10 protein-coding genes and 1 pseudogene are annotated in these 18,567 nt (G+C 72.0%); 2 read left to right on the top strand and 9 right to left on the bottom strand.

Features of this window, described 5'->3' with window-relative positions; genetic code table 11:
• The first annotated feature begins 67 nt into the window (after positions 1-67).
• Together KV381_RS10915 and KV381_RS10920 are read left to right on the top strand one after the other, a co-directional pair.
• A complete protein-coding gene (locus tag KV381_RS10915) occupies positions 68-1,390 on the top strand; it encodes a glycosyltransferase (protein WP_230543976.1) in 1,323 nt (440 codons plus the stop codon).
• Positions 1,387-3,507, top strand: a complete 2,121-nt coding sequence (locus KV381_RS10920) for a glycosyltransferase (protein WP_218785126.1) — start codon at positions 1,387-1,389, stop codon at positions 3,505-3,507. Before KV381_RS10915 ends, KV381_RS10920 begins: the two co-directional genes overlap by 4 nt.
• 72 nt (positions 3,508-3,579) lie before the next feature.
• On the opposite strand, the gene galE is transcribed toward KV381_RS10920, so the two are convergent.
• The 9 genes and pseudogenes from galE to KV381_RS10965 all read right to left on the bottom strand — a co-directional run bounded on the left by galE (position 3,580) and on the right by KV381_RS10965 (position 18,525).
• A complete protein-coding gene (gene galE, locus KV381_RS10925) occupies positions 3,580-4,557 on the bottom strand; it encodes a UDP-glucose 4-epimerase GalE (protein WP_218785127.1) in 978 nt (325 codons plus the stop codon).
• A gap of 2 nt (positions 4,558-4,559) precedes the next feature.
• A complete protein-coding gene (locus KV381_RS10930; RefSeq protein WP_030625989.1) occupies positions 4,560-5,846 on the bottom strand; it encodes a nucleotide sugar dehydrogenase in 1,287 nt (428 codons plus the stop codon).
• Positions 5,847-5,850: 4 nt separating this feature from the next.
• On the bottom strand, positions 5,851-7,464 hold the full coding sequence (locus KV381_RS10935; protein WP_218785128.1) for a glycosyltransferase family 2 protein: 1,614 nt from the start codon (positions 7,462-7,464) through the stop codon (positions 5,851-5,853).
• Positions 7,461-8,492 (bottom strand): Gfo/Idh/MocA family protein, encoded by a 1,032-nt coding sequence (locus KV381_RS10940; protein ID WP_030625986.1) that lies wholly within the window; start codon positions 8,490-8,492, stop codon positions 7,461-7,463. Before KV381_RS10940 ends, KV381_RS10935 begins: the two co-directional genes overlap by 4 nt.
• Positions 8,489-9,607 (bottom strand): DegT/DnrJ/EryC1/StrS aminotransferase family protein, encoded by a 1,119-nt coding sequence (locus tag KV381_RS10945; protein WP_086779582.1) that lies wholly within the window; start codon positions 9,605-9,607, stop codon positions 8,489-8,491. Before KV381_RS10945 ends, KV381_RS10940 begins: the two co-directional genes overlap by 4 nt.
• Before the next feature lie 335 nt (positions 9,608-9,942).
• Positions 9,943-14,114: pseudogene (locus KV381_RS10950) on the bottom strand (Rne/Rng family ribonuclease).
• Positions 14,115-14,342: 228 nt separating this feature from the next.
• Positions 14,343-15,125 (bottom strand): TIGR03936 family radical SAM-associated protein, encoded by a 783-nt coding sequence (locus KV381_RS10955; RefSeq protein ID WP_030077785.1) that lies wholly within the window; start codon positions 15,123-15,125, stop codon positions 14,343-14,345.
• Between the two features lie 123 nt (positions 15,126-15,248).
• Entirely contained in the window at positions 15,249-16,529 is a 1,281-nt protein-coding gene (locus tag KV381_RS10960) for a hypothetical protein (protein ID WP_218785129.1), read from the bottom strand.
• A gap of 67 nt (positions 16,530-16,596) precedes the next feature.
• On the bottom strand, positions 16,597-18,525 hold the full coding sequence (locus tag KV381_RS10965) for a TIGR03960 family B12-binding radical SAM protein (protein ID WP_030625976.1): 1,929 nt from the start codon (positions 18,523-18,525) through the stop codon (positions 16,597-16,599).
• Between the last annotated feature and the right edge of the window lie 42 nt (positions 18,526-18,567).

Here is an 18,567-nt window from a genome sequence, read left to right on the forward strand (position 1 = left end):
CACGCGACCTCATGTGATCTATTTCGCCATCGGTTTTCCGCCGGCCGCAAAAAGCTGTGCCTACCGCATGCGCGAAACCGCGAACCAGTTCATCAACGTGGGCTGGGACGTCACCGTCGTCACCATCTCCCAGGATTCATGGGAACTGGACTCCGGTATCGACCTCACCCTGCTGGAGCAGGTCGACCCGCGCGTGAAAGTCGTCGAGCTGCCGCTCTCGCGCGAAGACCTGGAGACGGACATCCGTCTCTTCGACGAGGCGCGGGCTCTCAGCCCCGCCAAATGGGTCACGGAGCTGCGCAAGCGCCAGGCCAAGACCTTCCCCGAGGCCAGCTTCGGTGAGTGGCGCGAGACCCTGGAACAGGCGGCGCTGGATATCCACCAGGAGCATCCCGCGGACCTCCTGGTCGCCAGCTGTGTGCCGTACGTGAACCTGGCCGCAGCCTGGAGGCTGTGGGAGGAAGCGCACGTTCCGTACGCCGTCGACTTCCGCGACGGCTGGTCCATCGACGTCATCGACGGCACGGAGGCCTTCTCCCGCGACTCGGAGCTGGGTCGCTGGGAGCAGAAGATCCTGGACCACGCGGTCTCGCTGTGGGTGGTCAACGACCCGATCGCGGAGCACTACCGCGCCCGCTACCCGGACTTCGCCGACCGCGTACATGTCGTACGTAACGGCTACGACGCGGACAGCTCGCCGGGCCACTCCCACAAGCCGGACCTCGATGCCGGTCTCACCTTCGGCTACCTCGGCACGGTGAACTTCACCGCGACGCACCTCGAAACGGTGCTGGACGCATGGCGCGCGGCACGCGAGAAGGAACCGTTGCTCGCCAACGCCCGTTTCGAGGTTCGTGGCCACATCGGCAACGGCGCGGGCCGCGGAGCCACGCGGCACGCCGAGATACTGAAGGAGGCGGAGGCGGACGGAGTGCATTTCGGCGGACCCGCCTCCAAGGCCGAAGTCGCCGAGATCTACGCGCGCTGGGACGCCATGGTTCTCATCCTCATCGGAGGCCGCTTCGTCACCTCCGGCAAGGTCTACGAGTACATGGCCACGGGCCTGCCGATCGTCTCCGCCCATGTCGTGGAGCACGACGCGTCGAACGTGCTGCGGGGCCACCCGCTGTGGACGGGAGCGGTGGGACTCGACGTCGAGGCCATGACCGACGCGTTCATCCGAGCCGCCCACCTGGCGGTCGACACGAGCGACGAGGCCCATGCCGAGGCGATGGCCCACGCCGACCAGTACACACGGGAGTCGCTGATGACCGTGGCGGTGCGTGAGTTGGTGGACCGTCTGACCGCCGACACGTCCGAGCCCGTCGGCGTCAAGGGCGCGACCGCCCTCCCCGAGAAGTCGATCGTCACCGGAGGACCCGCGTCGTGACCGACGTCCTGTTCATTGCCAGCAAGAGACCTGCACTGGGCCTCTTCACCGACTCCCTGGTGAAGTTCCGGGAGCGCGGCGCCAAGGTGTACCTCGCCGGCACCTTCAAGATGACCTCGACCGCCGAAGAGCTCACCGACGCCGGGCTGGACGGGCTCCACCAGCTGCCGCGCAACCTCAACACACGCAGCTCCGCCATGCGCCGCAAAGCCAGAAAGTCCCCGGCGGGCATGCGTGTGTGGATGCAGTCGCAGCGAGATCGCTGGCTGCGTCAGCAGGCCCGCACGGCCCAGGTGATCGTGGCCCTGGACCCGGCCGCCGTCTACACCGTCTGGCGGCTCGCCCAGTACAACACCACGGCCGAGGCGCACTTCGGTCTCGCTCCGGCGCTCAGGGCCGTCGACCGGATCTCGTCCGAGCCTCCCCGTCCCACAACGCTGCCCCCGGTCGGTGCCGTGGCCCGCGACGTACGGCGCTCCATCAGCGGGCTTCCCGCCGCGGTGATGCGGACCGCCACCGCGCGCCCCGTCATGCGCTCCACCGTGGGGGCCCGGCTCTGGCGTTCGGCCGTGAGCGTCCCCGGCATGCCGGGGACCGTCCGCGCCTCGGCATCGCGCTACGTGGCCGAGGGCATGGAGGAAGCGGGGCGGATCAGCGGTGCGGCCATAGCGCTCAGTGCCGCGGCCGAGAAGATCCCCGACCTCGCGCTCAAGGCCCAGCTGCTCCACGAGAGCGCCATGACCGAGGTCTCCAAGGGCATCAGCCCTCGTGATCTCGGCAAAACGGTCGACGGGCACCTCGCCCACGCCGACGACCAGTTCGCCAAGGGCGAGTACGCGTCGGCATCGGTGGCCCTGTACCGGGCGCTCTCCCTCGACTTCCACCGCGTCCTGCACATCGACCAGCTGAGCTCACCGCTGGCGAAGGACGCCGAGGGCTTCGTCGCGCCGCTCCAGAAGTCTGCGGCCTACCGAGCTGTCGCCCGGCCCCGCGGCAGAAAGACACCGCCGAAGAGCCCGCCGTCCGACCGGCCGCTCCGGCTGCTGGTGACCACCAGCACCAATGCCAACTTCCTCCAGCACATCCTCACCCGGTACGGGGCCCACCCTGGTGTCGAGGTGCGGTTCCTGGACCTCGCCGCCCACAAGCCGCTCAAGAAGATCGCCTGGGCCGCGCCCCAGATGCTGGAGGACCGGCTGTCCGACGGCACGTCGGAGTACCAGGACGATGTGGAACGGCTGATGCGGCCGCACCTCGACTGGGCGGACACGGTGTTCGTCGACTGGTCGGTGGGCCCGGCCGCCATGCTGACCACGATCGATCCCGGTGACACCAGGATCGTCGTGCGGCTGCACAGCTACGAGGCGTTCACTCGCTGGCCGCACATGACCGACTTCTCGCGGGTGGACGACCTCGTCTTCGTGGCCCCGCACGTGAAGGATCTGGTGACGTCGCTGGTGCCTCAGCTGCGCGAGGCGTCAGCACCTCGGATGCACGTCCTGGACAACGCGATGGATCTCAAGGGTTTCCTCCGTCCCAAGTCGGCCGACGCGCGCTTCAACCTCGGTCTGATCGGGATCAGCCAGGTCGCCAAGGACCCGCGGTGGGCCGTGGACGTACTCAACCGGGTGCGCGAGCAGGACGATCGCTACCGGCTTCTCCTCGTCGGCAACGAGATGAGTCCGAAGACGAGCAAGGCCACCGCCGACTACCTGACGCAGCTGCGGCGCGAGCTGAAGCCGCTGGAGGAGTCCGGCGCCGTCGTACGCCTCGGCGCCACCGACGACGTACCGGCCGCGCTCACCGACATCGGGGTCATCCTCAGCTCGTCGGTGCGTGAGGGATGCCATGTGGGCCTGATGGAAGGGGCCGCCAGCGCGGCGGTGCCGGTCGTCCGCGACTGGCCGTTCTACGCCGGAAAGCCGCACAGCGCCCGCACGCTGTACCCGCAGGGCTGGGTCGTGGACTCGCCGGAGGAGGCAGCGAAGCGCATCCTCGAGGTCACGGCGACCGAGGAGTCCTGGCGTGAGGCCTGCGAGCAGGCTTCCGCGCACGCGGTGGGGACCTGGGACTGGTCCGTCGTCCAGAAGCGCTTCGACGACCTGTTCCTGGGCTGACCCCGGCTCGATACGGCGGAGGGCCCGCACCCACCAGGGTGCGGGCCCTCCGCCGTACAGGTGCGACGCCGGTCAGACGAGCGCTCCGGGGTGCCGCAGCCGCCACCCCGCCCAGGCCGACTCGACCATGGTCCGAATGCCGTACCGGGCCGACCAGTCCAGCTCCGCGGCGATGGCGTCCACGGAGGCGACCACCCGGGCCGGGTCGCCGGGGCGGCGGGCTCCGGCGACCGGGGGCAGGCCGGTGCGGCCGGTGACGTCGAGGATGATGTCGACCATCTCGGCGACGGAGGCGCCCTCGCCCCGGCCGATGTTCAGGACCAGTTCGGCAGACGGGTCCCGGGCCAGTCGGCGGGCCGCGGCGACGTGGGCGGAGGCGATGTCCTCCACGTGGACGTAGTCGCGGACGCAGGTGCCGTCCGGGGTGGGGTAGTCGTCGCCGAAGATCCGGGGGGCCTCGTCGGCCTCCAGGCGTTCGAAGACCATCGGGACGAGGTTGAAGACGCCTTCGTCGGCCAGTTCCGGCGAAGCTGCTCCGGCGACGTTGAAGTAGCGCAGCGACGCGGTGGCCATGCCGTGTGCCCGGCCGGCCGCGGTCACCAGCCATTCGCCCGCCAGCTTGGTCTCGCCGTACGGGCTGAGCGGCAGGCAGGGGGTCTTCTCGGTGACCAGGTCGACGTCGGGCATGCCGTAGACCGCCGCCGACGAGGAGAACAGGAAGCGCCGGACGCCGGCAGCGGCGGCGGCCTCCAGCAGGGTGCGCAGGCCGTCGACGTTCTCGCGGTAGTAGTACAGCGGTCGTTCGACGGACTCCGCGACCTGCTTCTTGCCCGCGATGTGCACGATGCCGGTCACCGCGTGCTCGGCCAGCACCCGGTCGAGGAGTTCCCGGTCCAGGACCGAGCCCACGACGAGCGGGACGCCTTCGGGAAGGCGTTCCGCCCGTCCGGTGCTGAGGTCGTCGAGGACGACGAGGCGCTCCTCGCCCGCCATCTCCGCGACCACGTGGGACCCGATGTAGCCGGCCCCACCGGTGATCAGCCAGGTCATCGTCAGCCGCCGATGACGACGCGGCGTACGCCCGCCCAGTTCGCCGGGTCCGTGGTGCGGCGGCCGTCGACCAGGACGCGGACGTCCGGGAGGTCGGCGGCGGACAGCTCGCGGTACTCGGCGTGGTCGGCCTGGAGGATCGCCGCGGTGACGGCCTGGTGGCCGTCGTGCGGGACGAGGCCGAGGGCGGTCAGTTCCTCGGGGGTGTACATCGGGTCCGAGACGAACGGCACCGCGCCGCGCGCCTTCAGGGCCTCGACGACGCCGAAGACCCCGGAGAACGCGGTCTCCTTGACGCCGCCCCGGTAGGCCGCGCCCAGCACCAGGACGCCGACGCCGTCCAGGTCGCCGTAGGCGGCGGCCAGCAGGTCGACGGCGTACTCGGGCATCGCGGCGTTGGCCTCGCGGGCCGAGCGCACGACGGTGGCCTCCGGGTCGTTCCACAGGTACATCCGGGGGTAGATCGGGATGCAGTGGCCGCCGACGGCGATGCCGGGCTGGTGGATGTGGCTGTAGGGCTGGCTGTTGCAGGCCTCGATGACCTTCTTGACGTCGATGTCGTTCTGGTCGGCGAACCGGGCGAACTGGTTGGCCAGGCCGATGTTGACGTCGCGGTAGGTGGTCTCGGCGAGCTTCGCCAGCTCGGAGGCCTCCGCCGTGCCGAGGTCCCAGACGCCGTTGGGGCGGGGCAGGTCCTCGCGCTCGTCGAAGTCGAGGACGGCCTCGTAGAAGGCGACGCCGCGCTCGGCGGACGCCTCGTCGATGCCGCCGACGAGCTTCGGGTAGCGGCGCAGGTCGGCGAAGACCCGGCCGGTGAGGACCCGCTCCGGGGAGAAGACCAGGTGGAAGTCCTCGCCGGGGGTCAGGCCCGAGCCCTCGGCCAGCATCGGCGCCCAGCGGGTACGGGTGGTGCCGACGGGCAGCGTGGTCTCGTAGCTGACCAGGGTGCCGGGCTTGAGGCCGGCCGCGATGGCCTTGGTGGCGGCATCCATCCAGCCGAAGTCGGGGGTGCCCTCGGCGTCCACGAAGAGCGGGACGACGACCACGACGGCGTCGGACGCGGCGACCGCGGCCGTGGTGTCCGTGGTGGCGGAGAGCAGGCCGGCGCCGACGGTCTCCTTGAGCAGACGGTCGAGGTCGTGCTCACCGGGGAACGGCTCGGTGGCCGCGTTGACGAGTTCGACGACCTTCTCGTTGACGTCCGCGCCGATGACCTTGTGGCCCTTGGCGGCGAACTGCACGGCGAGCGGAAGTCCGATCTTGCCGAGCGCGACTACACAGATATTCATCGGGTTACTTCCTCTTCGACCTGGACAGCGTGCGGCGCAGCCGTGCGCCCACGCCGGACTTCGGTTCCCGCAGCGGGGCCGTCGTGATCACGAGCCGGCCCTTGGTGTTGATGTTCGCCGAGACGCGGTGGGGGTCGGCGGTCCCCCAGCGGCGCGCCAGCGGCATCGGCTGCCCTTCGGTGCGGACCGGGATCTCGTACGTGGAGCCCGCCACGTCCACGTAGAGGCGGACGCCCCTCTTGGTGCGGGCGGGTGCGAGCGGGATACGGGCGGTCAGCAGGGTGCCGCCGCCCTCGGCCGGGCCGGCGGTGAGCGTGCCGCTGCGCTGCGGGCGCGGGGCATCCGCAGGGAGCTTGCGCGCGCCGGGCTTGTCCGCGCTCTGCGGCATGGCGCCCTGGGCCAGGGCGACGACGGCCGTCGAGGTGTCGCCGGTGATGCCGACGCGCAGGTTCACGACGCAGGTCAGGTCCGTGCCGTGCTGCTCCCAGCCGGCCGACTCCAGTCGCGTACCGGTGGAGAGGCGGCCCGCGACCGTCTCGCCGAGCACCTCGTAGTACCGGTCGTCGAGGCCGACGGCCGGGTCCCGGAATCCGGGGTAGGCGGCGAAGGCGCGGTCGCCCTCCAGCAGGAAGGGCGGCGCTCCGTGCTCGGTCTCCTCCGCGATGGCGCGGGTCAGCTCCTGGACGGCGCCGCTGCGGGCGAGGCCGAAGCGCACCCGGCGCTTGACCCCGGTGCCGTCGCGCAGGCCGTCGGTGAAGTAGGCGTCCACCAGTTCGCCGACGCCTTCGCACACCTGACGGCGGGTGTCGAGGTCGAGCGCGGGGAAGTCCTTCTGCAGAAGCTTGGTCAGCTCCCAGTCGAAGTGGCGCTTGAACACGGCGTCGCGCCGCGGGCCCGCGGGGATCAGGGCCGCCGTGTGCTCCATGATCCGCTGGACGCAGCGGAGCCGGGCCAGGTGGTTCGCCCGGTAGGTGATGTTGCTGGCGTCGCCGCGCTTGACCGCGTAGTAGCAGGTGTAGTCGGAGAGCACGGAGATCTTCCGGGCCCGGACGCACGCCTCGATGGTGAACGGCTGGTCGCTGCCGACCGGCATGTCCTCGGGGAAGCGGAGCTTGTGCTTCTCGACCAGTTCCCGGCGGAAGAGCTTGGTGTTGGCCAGGGTGAAGGGCAGCTCGGAGTCGTCGAGGGTGACGTCGCGGTTGCCGGTGTACAGCTTCTGGTGGACGTAACGCCCGTTCGTGCCGACCATCTTGCCGACGACCACGTCGGACTCGTGGGCGTCGGCGTGGCCGACCATCCGCTCCAGCGCCTCTTCGCCCAGGTGGTCGTCGGAGCCGATGAAGTAGACGTAACGGCCGGTCGCCAGGTCGAGGGCGCGGTTGCTCGGAGCCGCCGGGCCGCCGGAGTTGGGCTGGTGGACGACGGTGAAGACGTCCGGGTACAGCTGGGCGAAGCGGTCGAGTTCCTTGCCGCTGTCGTCGGTCGAACCGTCGTCGACCGCCACGACCTGGAGCCGCTCGTGGCCGATGCTCTGGCCGACGAGCGAGTCGAGGCACTCGGTGAGGTACGGCATCGTGTTGTAGACGGCCACGACGACCGTGACGTCGGGTGTGGTCACCTTCTCGGCTCCTGCTCCTGCTCCTGGCCCCGGTCCGTCGGGATCAGGACCGTGGTGCCTCCGGTGGCGGACTCCAGTACGGAGGCGGCCACCTCGACCGTACGCAGACCCTGGCGCAGCGTGCAGATGTCGGCGGGCTTGCCCTGCACCGCGTCGCGGAACAGCTCGTGCTCGACGAGCAGCGGCTCGCGCTTGGGGATGGCGTAGCGGATCATGTCGCCCTCGGAGACCCCGCGGAAGGCGCGCAGCGCCTCCCACTCGGTGGTGACCGCGGCGTTGGAGTGGAAGGTGAGGTCGGCGGTGAGGGTGTCGGCGATGAAGCAGCCGCGCTCTCCGGTGACCGAGGTGAACCGCTCCTTGAGCGGGCTCAGCCAGTTGACCAGGTGGTTGACCATCGTGCCGTCGGACAGCTGGCCCACGGCGGAGACCATGTCCTCGTGCGGGCGGCCGGACTTGGAGACGGTGTGGGCGGCGATCGAGGTGTACGTCTGCCCGGTGACCCAGCCCGTGAGGTCGATGTCGTGGGTGGCCAGGTCCTTGACCACGCCGACGTCGGCGATCCGGTGCGGGAAGGGGCCCTGGCGGCGGGTGACGACCTGGTAGACGTCGCCCAGCTCGCCGGCCTCCAGGCGGGCGCGGAGCGAGAGCAGGGCCGGGTTGCAGCGTTCGATGTGACCGACGCCGGCCACCAGGCCGCGCGACTCGAAGGCGTCGACGAGGCGGCGGGCGCCCTCGACGGTGTCGGCGAGCGGCTTCTCGACCAGGGCGCTGATCCCGGCGTCGGCGAGCTGGAGGCCGACCTCCTCGTGCAGCGCGGTCGGGCAGGCCACGACGGCGTAGTCGACGCCGAGGGCGATGAGCTCCTCGACGGTGGAGAGGACGGGTGCGCCCTGGGCCCAGCCGTTCTTGTCGCCCATCGGGTCGACGACGCCGACCAGTTCGACGCCCTCCAGGCCCGCGAGGACACGGGCGTGGTGGCGGCCCATGGAGCCGAGGCCGATGAGCCCGGCCTTCAGTGCGGCGCTCACAGGTTCTCCCCCAGCGCGTTCACGGCGGCGGCGATCCGCGCCAGGTCGCCCTCGGTGAGCGAGGGGTGGACCGGCAGCGAGACGACCTCGGCGGCGGCCCGATCGGTCTCCGGCAGGTCCCAGGTGCGGCCGGCCTTCTGGTCCGGCTCCCAGTAGGGCTTGAGCCGGTGGATCGGCGTCGGGTAGTAGACCGCGTTGCCGATGCCCGCCTCGGTGAGCTTCGCCATCGCGGCGTCGCGGTCGCCGCTGATCCGCACGGTGTACTGGTGGTAGACGTGCCGGGCGCCCTCGGCCACCGGCGGCGTGGTGACGGCCGGGGCGGTGATGTGGGCGTCGAGGTACGCGGCGTTGGCGCGGCGCTGCTCGGTCCAGCCCTCGACCTTGCCGAGCTGTACGCGGCCGACGGCGGCGGACACGTCGGTCATCCGCATGTTGGCGCCGACGATCTCGTTGGCGTACCGCTGCTCCATGCCCTGGTTGCGCAGCAGGCGCAGGGTGCGGGCCAGCTCGGCGTCGGCCGTGGTGACCATGCCGCCTTCGAGCGAGTGCATGTTCTTGGTCGGGTAGAAGCTGAAGGTGCCGCCCGCGCCGAACGCGCCGACGGGGGTGCCGTTCAGGGCCGCCGCGTGGGCCTGGCAGGCGTCCTCGACCACGGCGATCTTGTGCTTCTCGGCGATGGGCATGATCTTGTCCATCGCGGCGGGGTGACCGTAGAGGTGCACCGGCATGATCGCGGCGGTGCGCGGGGTGATGGCGGCTTCGACGGCGGCCGGGTCGAGGCCGAAGCTGCCCGGCTCGATGTCGGCGAACACGACGTCGGCGCCGACGAGGCGGACCGCGTTCGCGGAGGCGGCGAAGGAGAAGGACGGGACGATCACCTCGTCGCCGGGTCCGATGCCCAGGGCGAGCAGCAGCAGGTGAAGGGCCGAGGTGCCCGAGTTGACGGCGACGCAGTGCCGGTCGTCGACCAGGCGCGAGAAGCCTTCCTCGAAAGCGGCGACTTCCGGGCCCTGTACGACGCGACCGCTGCGCAGCACGCGTACGGCGGCCTCGATCTCGTCTTCCCCGATGACCGGGCGGGCAGCGGGAATCGGCTGCTCGTTGATGCTCGTCATGAACGTCCTCCTTGAACACCGCAAGAGCTCGTACCAGGCAGAGCTCCGAGGTGCGGGACGTCTTACCGAGGTCGCGCGTAAACCCCACCGGCGCGATGCCGACGCCCTGCCGAGGAATCCGGCCCGGTCGGTATCGCCGCCGGGCCTTGTCACCAACCGTAGTTTTCGTGAAGAACGCTCACACGCATGGCAACCGCCGTCACATTATCAGGGATTTCTCGGCCCATTTCGGGCTCGTTAACCGGCCCTTGCATCAGTTCTGAAACAAAGCAGGTGTCCCGCCCCGATGTGCTCGGAGCGGGACACCTGAAGATGAACAACCGGTTACGGATTCATCAGTTCGCCGGCGAATCGCCTTCTGCGGAGGGCGCGGAAGCCGTTACGGACGGCGACGACTGCTCGGCGGCGACGGTCTTCTTCGTCGTCTTCTTCGCGGCCGTCTTCGCCGTCGTCTTCTTGGCGGCGGTCTTCTTCGCGACGGTCTTCTTGGCGGCCGCCTTCTTTGCCGGGGCCTTCTTGGCGGCGGCCTTGCGGGCCGTCTTCTTCGCGGGGGCCGGCCCGGCGGATTCGGAATCCGGCGTAGCGGATTCCGGCGCGTCGGTTCCGGGCTCCTCGGCCTTGGCCTCGGGCGCCGAAGCGACCACGACGATCTCCGCGTCGTCCGACCCGGTGGGCGAGCCCGCCGGGGCGGTGACCTTACGGGTCACCCGGCGCCGGGCACGCGGCGGGGCGGCCGCCGGGGCCTCGGCCTCGGGGGCCTTCTCCGCCTCCGCCTCGGGGGCCGGGGTCTCGGCGGCGGGCGCCTCGACGACCGGGTCCTCGGCCGCGACCGGGTCCGTGGTGGGCTCGGCCGGCTGGACCGGCTCCGCGGCCTCGGCCTGCTTCGGCGAACCCGCCGGGGCGGTCGCCTTGCGGGTGGCCCGACGGCGCGTACGGCCCTGGGGCGCGGCCTCGGCCGGAGCCTCGGGGGTCTCCGTGACCTCCGCGACATCCACGGTCTCCGCGGCCGGGGCCTCGGCGGGCGTGTCGAGGACCGGCTCGGACCGGGTCTCGACGACGGGGGCCTCGGCGGGCGCCTCTGCCTTCGGGGCGCCGGCCGGGGCCGACGCCTTGCGGGAGGCCCGACGGCGGCCACGGCGCGTGGCGGCCGCCTCCGCCTCGGCGGGGCTGCCGTAGAACTCCTCGTCGGCGGCGACCTCGGGCTCCACGGCCACCGGGGCGGCGACCTCGGCGGCCAGTTCGGCCTCGGTCTCGACGGTCTCGGCCGCGTGCTCGTGGTCGTGACCGTGCTCGTGGTCCTGGACCGCGCCGCCGCGGCCGCGCTTCTTGGACTTCTTGCCACCGCCGCCGACAGAGGTCGGCTGCTCCATGTGGACGATGACGCCGCGGCCGTTGCAGTGGACGCAGGTCTCGGAGAAGGACTCCAGCAGACCCTGGCCCACCCGCTTGCGGGTCATCTGGACCAGGCCCAGCGAGGTGACCTCGGCGACCTGGTGCTTGGTGCGGTCGCGGCCCAGGCACTCCAGGAGCCGTCGCAGCACCAGGTCCCGGTTGGACTCCAGCACCATGTCGATGAAGTCGACGACGACGATGCCGCCGAGGTCGCGCAGCCGCAGCTGGCGCACGATCTCCTCGGCCGCCTCCAGGTTGTTCCTGGTGACGGTCTCCTCCAGGTTGCCGCCCTGGCCGGTGAACTTGCCGGTGTTGACGTCGACGACGACCATCGCCTCGGTCTTGTCGATCACCAGCGAACCGCCGCTGGGCAGGTAGACCTTGCGGTCCAGCGCCTTCATCAGCTGCTCGTCGATGCGGTACGTCGCGAAGACGTCGACCTCGGAGGTCCAGCGCGAGAGCCGCTCGGTGAGGTCGGGCGCGACGTGCGAGACATAGCCGTGGATGGTCTCCCACGCCTCGTCGCCGCTGACGATGACCTTGGAGAAGTCCTCGTTGAAGATGTCGCGGACGACCCGGACGGTCATGTCCGGCTCGCCGTAGAGCAGCGTCGGCGCGTTGGAGCCGCTGGTGCCCTTGGCCTTCTTCTGGATGTCCGCCCACTGCTGCTGGAGCCGCTCGACGTCACGGCGCAGCTCGTCCTCGCTCGCGCCCTCGGCGGCGGTGCGCACGATGACGCCCGCGTCCTCGGGGACGATCTTCTTGAGGATGGTCTTGAGGCGGGAGCGCTCGGTGTCGGGCAGCTTGCGGCTGATCCCGGTCATCGACCCCTCGGGCACGTAGACCAGGTAGCGGCCGGGCAGCGAGACCTGGCTGGTCAGACGCGCGCCCTTGTGACCGATCGGGTCCTTGGTCACCTGGACCAGGACCGACTGGCCGGACTTGAGCGCGGTCTCGATGCGGCGCGGCCCGTGAGCCATGCCGAGCGCCTCGAAGTTGACCTCACCGGCGTACAGGACGGCGTTGCGGCCCTTGCCGATGTCGACGAACGCGGCCTCCATGGACGGCAGGACGTTCTGGACCTTGCCCAGGTAGACGTTGCCGACGTAGCTGGTGGCCTGCTCCTTGTTGACGTAGTGCTCGACGAGCACGTTGTCCTCGAGGACGCCGATCTGGGTGCGCTCGCCGCTCTGACGGACGACCATCACCCGCTCGACGGCCTCGCGGCGCGCCAGGAACTCCGCCTCGGTGATGATCGGGACCCGGCGGCGGCCCTGCTCGCGGCCCTCGCGGCGGCGCTGCTTCTTGGCCTCCATCCGGGTCGAGCCCTTGATGGACTGGACCTCGTCGAAGCCGGTGCCCGGCTCGCGCTCCTCCTTCTTGCGGGGCTCGCGCACCTTGACGACCGTACGCTCCGGGTCGTCGGCGGTGCCGTGCTCGGCCTCGGCGGCGGCGTCACCGCTGCGGCGACGGCGACGGCGGCGACGGCGGCTGCTGCTCGAACCGGAGGGCGCGGAGTCGTCGTCCTCGTCGCTCTCCTCGGCGGTGTCGGGGCTCTGACCGCGGCCACCGCCCTGCTCGTCCTCGGAGCGGGGCTCCTCGGCGCGGGACGGCGCGGGCGCGTCCTCGGTGTTCTGCTCGTCGTCCGCGTCGCCGGTCTCGCCACGGCGGCGGCGACGGCCACCACGACGGCGACGGCGCGAGGGGCGGTCGCCGTACTCGTCGGTGTCCTCGCCCTCGTGCTCGTCCGCCTCGGCCTCGGGGGCCTCGTCGGCGGGCTGCTCGGCGGGCGTCTCCACCGGGGCGGCGGCTTCGGCGGCCTGCTCGGTCGCCTCGGCCTCACCACGGCGGCGGCGACGGCGGCGCGAGCCGCCCTGCGGCGCGGCCTCGGCGGGCGCGGCGGCCTGCTCGACCTCGGCGGTCTGCTGCTCCTCGGCCTCGTCGACCTCGTCGTACGCGGCGGAGGAACCGACCGCGGCAGCGGCGGCGGCCGCCGTCTCGGGGGTCTGGAACATCGGCTCGGCGAAGACCGGGGCCTGGAAGACGGCGACGGCGGGGCGCGTCGCACGCCGGCCCTTGCGGGTCGGCTCCTCGGTCTTCGCGGTGAACTCGGGGCGGCCTGCGGCGGCGGTGGCCCGGCGGCGCTGGCGTCCGCGCGGGGCGGCCTCCTCGACCTCGTCCGCCTCGGCGGCGAGCTCCTCGGCGACGGCGGCGGGCAGGCTCTCGCCGGCCCCGGCGGTCTCGGCGGCGGTCTCCACGGGCTCGGCGGCCTGCGGCGCACCGGCGGGCGCGGACGCCTTGCGGGAGGCGCGGCGGCGGGTGCGCGGCGCGGGGGTCTCCTCCGCGGCCTCCGCCTCGGCGGCGGGCGCCTCGGCGACCGGCGTCGGCTCGGTCACCGGCTCGGCGACGGGCGCGGCGGACTGCGGCGCACCGGCCGGGGCCGAGGCGCGGCGGCGGGGCGCGGGCCTCGGCGGGCTCCGGCTCGGCGACGGCGGCGGGCTCGGCGGCAGGGGCGTGCTCGGCCACCACGGTGGGCTCGACCACGACGGCCTCGGCGGCGGCCGGGGCGCCCGCGGGGGCGGTGGCCTTGCGGGAGGCGCGACGGCGGCGGGGCGCGGGGGTCTCGTCGGGGGTCTCCATGGCGACCACGGTCTCCTCCTCGTCCTCGACGGCCTCGGGGTCGACGTCGGCGACGGGCTCGGCCGGGGTCTCGACGACCGGGGCGGGGGTCTCGGCGGTCTCCGGCGCGCCGGCGGCGGTCGCTGGCGGCGGCCGGCTCGGGGGCCTCGGCGGTCTCGACGGCCACCGGGGCGGGCTCGGCGGCCGGCTCCGGGGCGCCGGCGGGCGCGGTGGCCTTACGCACGGCGCGACGGCGCGTACGGGCGGGCGGGGCGGTCTCGGCGACCGTCTCGCCGGGCGTGTCGTCCGCGGCCGGGGCGGCGGCGGACGCGTCGGCCGGTATGGCCGGCGTGACGTCCTCGGCGGCGGCTACGGCGCCGCCGGGCGGGCCCGCCGGGCGGGAAGCGGCGCGGCGCCTGCGGCGCGGCGGCAGCTTGTCGCCGGGGGTGTTCTCGTCGTTGTTCCCGGTCGTGCCGGGTTCGTTCGGCTGAGGCATGCGGGCGGTTCTCCCGTCGTGCTCCCGGGCGCCGCGTCTGATTCCGGTCCGGCTCGGTCCGCAGTGGTGCGATACCGCCGTCCGGGGCGCGGGCGCCGCACGGGAACTGATGTCTGGCTCGCCGGTTCCGTATGCGGTGTGCGTACGGCCTGGCGAAAGTCTTGTGGGTCAGTGCGCGGCCCGACCCAGGTGGCTCCCGAGTCGGAGGGCTGCGCTACAACGACCGCCTTACGCGGAACCTGCACCTTCCGGCGCCGTCGCGACGGCTGCCCCGGCGACCGCGGGATGAGCGGTCGGGGCGGCCTCGCGGTCGGGCGCGAGCGGGTCGGTCACCGTGCCGGACTCCTCGTCGAAGAGCCCCTGCGCCAGCCTCGTCACCGCGGCGGGGACGGGCGGCGCCAGGTCGGCCACAGCTCGGAGACCGGACAGGACGTCGTCGGGTCGCACGGCAGGTGTCACGTGCCGAACAACCAGGCGCAGTATCGCACAGGGCCGCTCGCCCGGCCTATCGGCCGGATCGTCGACGACCCGCAGGTCGGCGACGGCGGCGCGGGCGTCGAACGTCCGGATGCCGTTCTTGGCCTTGCGCTGGACCTCCACGGTCTCGGCGCCGTCGAAGGCGGCGACGGCCGCGCGGAGCTCCTCCGGGTCGACGCCGTCCAGGCGCAGTTCCCAGACGGAGGCGGTGAGCCGTTCGGCGAGGCCCGAGGTGCGGGCCTCCACCGCGTCGACGATGTCGAGGCCGGCCGGCATGGAGGCGTCGAGCAGTCCGCGCAGGACCTCGGGGTCCCGTGTCTCGGTGAGGGCGATCTCCAGGAACTCCGCCTCACTGCCCGTGCCGGTGGGGGCGGCATTGGCGTAGGAGACCTTGGGGTGGGGCGTGAAGCCCGCCGAATACGCCATCGGCACCTCGGAGCGGCGCAGTGCCCGCTCGAAGGCCCGCTGGAAGTCTCGGTGGCTGGTGAACCGGAGGCGGCCGCGCTTGGTGTAGCGCAGACGGATGCGCTGCACTGCCGGTGCGGGCGGCGGGCCTTCGGGCTGTCGCTTGCCCAGTGGTTCTTCTCCTCGGTGCGGGGCGGACGCGGTGGCGCGCCGCCCACGAAATACGGGTGGCCCCCGGGGTGCCGCTCCGGCTCACACCCGCTTGGCGAATTTCTCGCCGAGCGGGGCGCTCTCGGTTGCCTGCGCCGCGCTGGGGACAGTCGTTGTACTACCCAGAGTACGCGCAGGGATCCCCCGCGGTTCCCGGGACCGTGCGCCGTCCGTGGAGCCGACCAGCGCCCGCCAGGCGTCGCGGCGGGCCTGGCGCACGGTTTCCCGGGCGGTCGCGAGGGCCGCGCGGGCGGCCCGGCCGGCCTCGGCGGCGGCGCGCCGGGCCGGGGCCCACACGGAGTCGCGGGCCTCGGCGGCGGCGCGCCGGGCCGGGGCCCACACGGAGTCGCGCAGGAAGTGGCCGACGGGGGTGCACACGGTGCGGTACGCCCAGGAGGCCGGTGCGCCGATCAAATACCAGGCGATAGTGGCGAGGGCCCGGCCGACGGCCCGGGAGACGTACCCGGCGATCCGCCAGGCGACCTCGAACGCGGCGGCTATCTCGCGGCCGACCGGGGTGAGGATCCGGCGGTACGTCCAGGCAAGGGGCGCGACGAGCAGCGTCATCACGAGCCAGGCGACCGCGAGGCCGAGACCGCGCCCGGTGGCCGCGATCCCCCGCCAGATCTGTGCCAGGACCCAGGCCGTGCCCTGCCACAGCCTGCCCAGGACCCAGGCCGTGCCCTGCCACAGCCTGCCCAGGACCCAGGCCGTGCCGAGGCCGAGCGGCGTGAGCACGTCGGCGTACAGCCACACCACCGGGACGACCAGGCCGTAACGGACCACGGGCACGGCCACGTACCGCCACAGGAACTCCAGCGGCACGATCAGCAGCACGGTGATCAGCCACCCCAGGGCGTTGCCGAGGCCGGACAGCGCCGGGAGGAGCAGGGCGGTGCCGATCCACCGCAGGCCGTGGCCGAGCGGGGTGAGGACGGATCTGTACAGCCACACCGCCGGGGCCGCGACGCCGTAGCGGGCGACGGGGACGATCACGTACCGCCACAGGCCGATCCAGGGCCAGACGAGCAGGGCGACGGCCAGCCGGGCGGCGGCCTTGCCGAGCGGGGCGAGGACCCAGGTGTACAGCCAGGTCAGCGGGGTCAGGACGAGCGTGTCGAGGAGCCACACGACGGCCCGGCCCAGCGGGCGGAGCAGGACGCGGTCGGCGGCGTGCCAGAGCGCGGTGAGCGCGTCCCAGACCATCCGGACGGGCAGGACGAGCACCAGGACGACGATCCGGACCGGGATCCTGATCAGGGTCGTCAGGATGCCCTCGCCGGGCTCGTATCCCTGGGGCGCCTGGTGCTTGCCGTAGTCCATGTCGTCAAGGACGCGTCAGGCCCGGTCCGGGGTTGCCGGACCGGGCCTGTGGTGTGTCACGGAGCTGCTACTTGTTGACCACGCTGAGCGGCAGGAGCTTCTTGCCGGTCGGGCCGATCTGGATGTCCAGGTCGAGCTGCGGGCAGACGCCGCAGTCGAAGCAGGGGGTCCAGCGGCAGTCCTCGACCTCGGTCTCGTCGAGCGCGTCCTGCCAGTCCTCCCAGAGCCAGTCCTTGTCCAGGCCGGAGTCGAGGTGGTCCCAGGGCAGGACCTCCTCGTAGGTGCGCTCGCGGGTGGTGTACCAGTCGACGTCGACGCCGAACTCGGGCAGCGTCTTCTCGGCGCAGTTCATCCAGAGGTCGTAGCTGAAGTGCTCGCGCCAGCCGTCGAAGCGGCCGCCGGACTCGTAGACCGCGCGGATGACGGAGCCGACCCGGCGGTCGCCGCGCGAGAGCAGGCCCTCGACGATGCCGGGCTTGCCGTCGTGGTAGCGGAAGCCGATGGAGCGGCCGTACTTCTTGTCGCCGCGGATCTTGTCGCGGAGCTTCTTCAGCCGGGCGTCGGTGTCCTCGGCGCTGAGCTGCGGGGCCCACTGGAAGGGGGTGTGCGGCTTGGGGACGAACCCGCCGATGGAGACGGTGCAGCGGATGTCGTTCTGGCCGGAGACCTCGCGGCCCTTGGCGATGACGTTGACCGCCATGTCGCCGATCTGCAGGACGTCCTCGTCGGTCTCGGTGGGCAGGCCGCACATGAAGTACAGCTTCACCTGACGCCAGCCGTTGCCGTAGGCGGTGGCGACCGTGCGGATCAGGTCCTCCTCCGAGACCATCTTGTTGATGACCTTGCGCATGCGCTCGGAGCCGCCCTCGGGGGCGAAGGTGAGACCGGAGCGACGGCCGTTGCGGGTCAGCTCGTTGGCCAGGTCGACGTTGAACGCGTCGACGCGGGTGGAGGGCAGCGAGAGGCCGATCTTGTCCTCGGTGTAGCGGTCGGCGAGGCCCTTGGCGATGTCACCGATCTCGCTGTGGTCGGCGGAGGAGAGCGAGAGGAGACCGACCTCCTCGAAGCCGGTGGCCTTGAGACCCTTGTCGACCATTTCGCCGATGCCGGTGATGCTTCGCTCCCGCACGGGGCGCGTGATCATGCCGGCCTGGCAGAAACGGCAGCCGCGGGTGCAGCCGCGGAAGATCTCCACCGACATCCGCTCATGCACGGTCTCCGCGAGCGGGACGAGGGGCTGCTTGGGGTAGGGCCACTCGTCGAGGTCCATCACCGTGTGCTTGGAGACCCGCCACGGCACGCCGGACCGGTTGGGCACGACGCGGCCGATGCGGCCGTCGGGGAGGTACTCGACGTCGTAGAAGCGCGGGACGTAGACGCCGCCGGTCTTCGAGAGCCGGAAGAGCACCTCGTCGCGGCCGCCGGGCCGGCCCTCGGCCTTCCAGGCGCGGATGATCTCGGTGATCTCCAGGACGGCCTGCTCGCCGTCGCCGACGACCGCGCAGTCGATGAAGTCCGCGATCGGCTCGGGGTTGAAGGCCGCGTGGCCGCCCGCGAGGACAATCGGGTGGTCCACCGTGCGGTCCTTGGACTCCAGCGGGATGCCCGCGAGGTCCAGGGCGGTGAGCATGTTGGTGTAGCCCAGCTCGGTGGAGAAGCTGAGCCCGAAGACGTCGAACGCGCCGACGGGGCGGTGGCTGTCCACGGTGAACTGGGGCACGTTGTGCTCGCGCATCAGCTCTTCGAGGTCCGGCCAGACGCTGTACGTGCGCTCGGCGAGGACGCCCTCGCGCTCGTTCAGCACCTCGTAGAGGATCATGACGCCCTGGTTGGGGAGCCCGACCTCGTAGGCGTCGGGGTACATCAGGGTCCAGCGGACGTCGCAGCTGTCCCAGTCCTTGACGGTGGAGTTCAGCTCACCGCCGACGTACTGGATGGGCTTCTGCACATGCGGGAGCAGAGCTTCGAGCTGTGGGAAGACCGATGCGGCAGACATCTCGCGAACCTTCGTGAGCCGGCAGGGGTGACCATCCAGCGT

Origin of the sequence: Streptomyces sp. WY228, from assembly GCF_019287315.1 — a bacterium.
Taxonomy (GTDB): Bacteria; Actinomycetota; Actinomycetes; order Streptomycetales; family Streptomycetaceae; genus Streptomyces; species Streptomyces caviscabies.

Bases quoted from the DNA above. Each gene is read 5' to 3' on its own strand.
- KV381_RS10915 (WP_230543976.1), top strand. From the start codon at position 68: ATGCGCGAAACCGCGAACCAGTTCATCAACGTGGGCTGGGACGTCACC.
- galE (WP_218785127.1), bottom strand. From the start codon at position 4,557: ATGACCTGGCTGATCACCGGTGGGGCCGGCTACATCGGGTCCCACGTG.
- KV381_RS10930 (WP_030625989.1), bottom strand. From the start codon at position 5,846: ATGAATATCTGTGTAGTCGCGCTCGGCAAGATCGGACTTCCGCTCGCC.
- KV381_RS10945 (WP_086779582.1), bottom strand. From the start codon at position 9,607: ATGACGAGCATCAACGAGCAGCCGATTCCCGCTGCCCGCCCGGTCATC.
- KV381_RS10960 (WP_218785129.1), bottom strand. From the start codon at position 16,529: ATGGACTACGGCAAGCACCAGGCGCCCCAGGGATACGAGCCCGGCGAG.
- KV381_RS10965 (WP_030625976.1), bottom strand. From the start codon at position 18,525: ATGTCTGCCGCATCGGTCTTCCCACAGCTCGAAGCTCTGCTCCCGCAT.